Raw genomic sequence first — 4,837 nt, 5'->3', positions numbered from 1 at the left:
CCACCATCGAGCACGCCCTCGGAGCGCTCTCCCAGTCTCTTTCAGAACTCACCAGAACTCAGTCAGATTGACAGAGACTGTAGGGGCACCTACGCCCTTTTCCCGGCAGTTGCTCTTCGCTAAAGTGAAACAAACTGCTCCTGTCCGGGAAGAGTCGGACACTGGCTCGCATTTTTGGAAACCTAGGGGGGTCGCCCCGCAACAGTTCTCTGCCCATGGCGACAGAATAAGGAGGGTGACATGCGTTGGACAGCGGTGGCTTGTCTTTTGAGTGCGCTAGCAGGAGGTCTTCTCGCCTGGGCGCTCTCGGCGCGAGGCCAAAGCCAGCCCCACGCACCGCCGATCCACCTGGCACAAAATCAGGTCATCACAGGCGCTCGCTCACAGTTGTTCGCACAGCCGTCCCAATCCGGCACGTATTCCCCGAGTAATCCACCCGGCGGAACAGCAACCATTGCACTGGAACAGACCGTCAGCCCCTGGGAGCAGTTCCTGCCCCCGGTTGGACAGTATTCCCCAGAAGAGTTGATCAACATCGGCGTTTACGAACGGGCGAACAAAGGCGTCGTCAACATCCGCACCAAGAGCATCCAGGGCAGTGCCTTTTTCTTTATGGACGTTATTGCCGAGGGAGAAGGTAGTGGCTCGGTCATCGATCGCCAGGGACACATCCTGACCAACTACCACGTCGTGGAAAATGCCCAGGCCATTTCGGTCACTCTGTTCGATGGGATGGCATACGATGCCCAGCTCGTAGGTGCCGATCCCCCCAGTGACATCGCGGTGCTCAAGATCGATGCCCCCTCCGACAAGCTCTTTCCCGTGGTGTTCGGCGATTCAACGGATTTAAAGGTGGGTCAGCGTGTCTTCGCCATCGGAAATCCCTTTGGGCTGGAGCGAACCCTGACGACGGGCATCATTTCAAGTCTCAATCGTTCCCTCCCCAATCCCAGAACGAAGCGGACGCTCAAACAGATGATCCAAATTGATGCGGCCATTAACCCGGGAAATTCAGGTGGGCCACTTCTTGACAGTCATGGACTCATGATCGGCATGAATACTGCTATCGCCAGCCGGACGGGAGAAAGTGCCGGAGTGGGCTTTGCTATTCCCGTTAATACAATCGCTCGCGTGGTTCCCCAGCTTATCCGTACCGGCAGGGTTATCCGTGCGGACGCCGGGATACTTCAGGTCTTGGAAACGGATCAGGGCGTACTCCTGGCGGTTCTGAAACCAGGCGGCGCAGCCGAGCGAGCCGGTCTTCAGGGATTCCGCATAGTCAAGCGGACAAGGCGTCAGGGGCCTCTGGTTTTTGAGTCGACCACCATCGACCGCTCAACAGCCGATCTGGTCATCGCCATCGACGGAAAACCCGTAAAAACCGTCGATGATATGTTGAGTATTCTCGACACTAAACGGCCGGGAGAAACAGCCATCTTCCGGATAATCCGCCAGGGCCGCACACTGGATGTTCCCGTGCAACTGGACGCGGAACAGTAAGCAGGCCTTTCGTGTGTGCTAAAAACCCGGCGGCTGAGGCTGACAGATGCCATCATTCCTCGGCGCTGGTCACGTCGTGCGGTTGCACTCCATATTCAATGATCTCGAGCGGATCGTTCGTTTTTGGCAGTTGCTCCGGATGGCGCTCTGTCTTTCTGATTTGGTCGGCGAGGATATCGAGATAACGTTTGATTCGCTCTTGATGTTCCGGCCGATTGGCGAGGTTGTACAACTCGCCCGGATCACTCGCCAGGTCAAACAGTTTTATTGTGACGCCCGGCAGCGGACGTCCCGGATCATAACCATCATCTCGGACTCTTTTACCCCGCATGTACACAAGTTTGTATCGCTCGTCCCGGATGCAGATTTCGTCGTTGTGGGCATATTCCACAATGACGTAGGGGCGATGGGTGTTCGTTTCCCCCGTCAAGAGCGGTCGCAATGACTTTCCCTGGACACGCTCTGGAATGGGAACCCCACACAGGTCGAGAAGGGTGGGCACAATATCGATGAACTCGACCAGGGCCTTGGTGGAACTCCCCGGTCTAATGACAGGTGGATACCGCATGATGAGCGGTGCAGAAATCGCCGGATCATAACTGCAATGTTTTTCAAATCGCCCGTGATGACCGAGCATGTATCCGTGATCTCCGATGTACACGACAATCGTATTGTCTTTCAGCCCGCTTTCCTCCAGGGCTTTGAGCACAATCCCCACATTTTTGTCCATGAACTCCACCGACGTGTAGTAAGCCGCATTTATTCCGCGTTTCTCATCATCCGTTAAGTCACGAAAAATGGCGGGAATTTGATCATCGTCTTCCGGCCCCACTTCCGGAACGGTGAACTCCTCCGGCCGATGACGGCCTCGGTATTCCACCGGAAAACGAAATGGGGAATGCGGCTCATAGAAACTGACCATCAGGAAAAACGGTTTTTCGTGAGGACTGGCGAGGAACTCGGCCGCCTTCTGGGCAAAAAATGTCCCTGACATCTCGCTGTCCCATGCTCCATACGGCCAGCACATACTGTTAAGCCATATGCGTGCCGGATCCTTGAAGGGCCGCCATGGAGGAAGCACATTCACGCCGGGAGGCAGTGGGCGCTTCGGCTGTTGTTTGAGCCATTTCTGCCAGTCCGGCAAGTCCAATCGCAAATCGAATCCATGCTTGAGCGGGCTGTTGAAATGCATTTTGCCGAAGGCTGCCGTCTCGTAGCCGACCTCTTTGAGCATCTCCGCCAGTGTCACCTCGCTCTGCGGAAGCGGCGTTTTCAGCAGAGTCACTCCCACACTCCGCGGATAACGTCCGGTAATAAATGACTGGCGAGAAGCAGTACAAATGGGGGCATTGCAGAAGGCATGATCAAATCGAATACCCTCAGCGGCGAGGCGGTCGATGTGCGGTGTCCTGACAATTCGATTGCCGTAACATCCTGTGACATACGCGGCGTGATCATCCGAACAAATCCACAGGATATTCGGCCGCCGTGCACTCTGTCCGACCTCTTTTCCGCGTGCAAAACTTCCGCTAAAAACGACCGCAATACAACAAGCAAGAATCCATGCAAGTCGAGAGCTCGGGCGAAACATAGCTTAAGACCTCCAACGCGGTTGAGAGTGGTGAATAATATTTCTGGAGCATATGATAATACATTTCGGCCCAACCGCAACGGCGCGACAATGCGCGGGACATTTTTGGATAGGATTTTCTTCCCCGTATCCCGTCGCCTCGCGCACAGGCACGTTTCTGGTCACACTATAAAATACCATGAACTATTTTGCTCACGCCTTTAGATTCGTCGGCCGACCGCGATTTGTGACGGGCACAGCGCTGCCCGACTGGCTTTCCGTGGTCAATCGACGTCTCCGTTTTCGGCCCCAGCGGCTCGATCAGGCGGCTCACCAGGCAGACCAGAATGTCTTGGAACTGATCGCCGGAGTCAAGCAACACCTTGATGATGACAGACGGTTTCACAACTGCGAGGCCTTTTCCCGTTGCCTGGTAGCCGTGCTTCAGGAAGTGCGTCCGTCTCTCAATGGCGTGGGAATTCCACCTGTCTTCCTTTCCCATCTTTTGGTGGAAGTCCTGCTCGACGCACAGCTCGTCCAGGCGCGGCGGGGGGATGTCGCCCGCTACTACGCCGATCTGGAAAGCGTTGATCCGGACTGGACGGAGTGGGCAGCAGGCGTAATTCTTGGTCATCCGGTCAGCGGGCTCGGACGCTTTATCCGCCTGTTTTGCCGGGAGAAAATTCTCTTCGATTATGCCGACAGTGAGTGCCTCCTGCGACGGCTCAATCAGGTCATGCGCCGGTTGCGGCTGCCGAATCTTTCTGATTCTTTTAAGAATGCGGTCGAAGCGTCACGCCCGATTGTCACCGCCCATGCGAAAGAGCTCCTTCAGGCACTGGACGGGTCCGTATAGCCATGGCAGAATAAAGGCACACTTTCGTGGCGCGGATGGGCATAGCCCTGACGTATCATGCAAAGAAGAATGGGAGGACGACCATGCGATTCGGAATCAACCTGCTGCTGTGGACCGACACCCTGTGCGACGAGTACCTGCCCCTTCTCGACGATGTCAAAGAGTTAGGGTTTGACCTCGTTGAACTTCCCGTCTTTGATCTCGACAACGAGGCCAATTACAAAAAGTGGGCCAAACGTCTCGATGAGCTTGGACTTGCGCGGACAGCCACAGCGGTTCGCACGGCCGATGCCAACCCGATCAGTTCCGATCCGGAAATCCGTCGCCGGGGCATCGAGGCCAACAAACGGAATCTCGATTGCTGCGCCATGCTCGGCGCCGAGATTATGGCTGGGCCATTTCACTCGGCTCTCGGCGAATTCACCGGCCGGGGCCCCACGGAAGATGAATGGAAATGGGGCGTTGAGGCCATGCGCGAGGTGGCGGAACATGCCGAGAAAGTCGGGGTCACTCTCGCCGTTGAATATCTTAATCGATTTGAATGTTATTTCTTGAACACCGCTGCCGACGGCGCCCGTTTCTGCCGGGATGTCAACCATCCGCGTTGCAAAATGATGTATGATACCTTCCACTCGCATATTGAGGAAAAAAACATACCGGCAGCCATCCGTGCGCTGAAGGATTACCTCGTCCACGTTCACATCTCGGAAAATGATCGCAGCACCCCCGGGACGGGAAACGTCCGATGGCAGGAAACTTTCGACACCCTGCATGAGATTGGCTACAACAACACGATGGTCATCGAGGCGTTCGGGCTGGCGCTGGAAAAACTGGTCCCCGCCACCAAAATCTGGCGCCGGATGTACGAGTCAGAACGCCAACTCGCCGCGGACGGACTGCGGTTCATGAAG

At 55.8% G+C, this 4,837-nt stretch carries 4 protein-coding genes; 3 read left to right on the top strand and 1 reads right to left on the bottom strand.

The genetic code is table 11. From position 1 onward, the window contains the following. Window positions 1-240: 240 nt before the first annotated feature. A complete protein-coding gene (locus tag H5U08_RS10280) occupies window positions 241-1,500 on the top strand; it encodes a trypsin-like peptidase domain-containing protein (RefSeq protein ID WP_297032715.1) in 1,260 nt (419 codons plus the stop codon). Between the two features lie 52 nt (window positions 1,501-1,552). On the opposite strand, the gene H5U08_RS10275 is transcribed toward H5U08_RS10280, so the two are convergent. Next, complete coding sequence (locus H5U08_RS10275; RefSeq protein ID WP_297032713.1) at window positions 1,553-3,091, bottom strand: sulfatase; 1,539 nt, start codon at window positions 3,089-3,091, stop codon at window positions 1,553-1,555. Window positions 3,092-3,269: 178 nt separating this feature from the next. On the opposite strand from H5U08_RS10275, the gene H5U08_RS10270 reads away from it, so the two are divergent. Continuing rightward, window positions 3,270-3,926, top strand: a complete 657-nt coding sequence (locus H5U08_RS10270) for a hypothetical protein (RefSeq protein ID WP_297032712.1) — start codon at window positions 3,270-3,272, stop codon at window positions 3,924-3,926. Between the two features lie 83 nt (window positions 3,927-4,009). Next, a partial coding sequence (locus tag H5U08_RS10265) for a sugar phosphate isomerase/epimerase family protein (RefSeq protein ID WP_297032710.1) occupies window positions 4,010-4,837 on the top strand: 828 nt, incomplete at its 3' end.

Origin of the sequence: Thermogutta sp., assembly GCF_014359955.1 — a bacterium.
Taxonomy (GTDB): domain Bacteria; phylum Planctomycetota; class Planctomycetia; order Pirellulales; family Thermoguttaceae; genus Thermogutta.
This window is presented reverse-complemented; position numbering and strand designations above follow the sequence as displayed.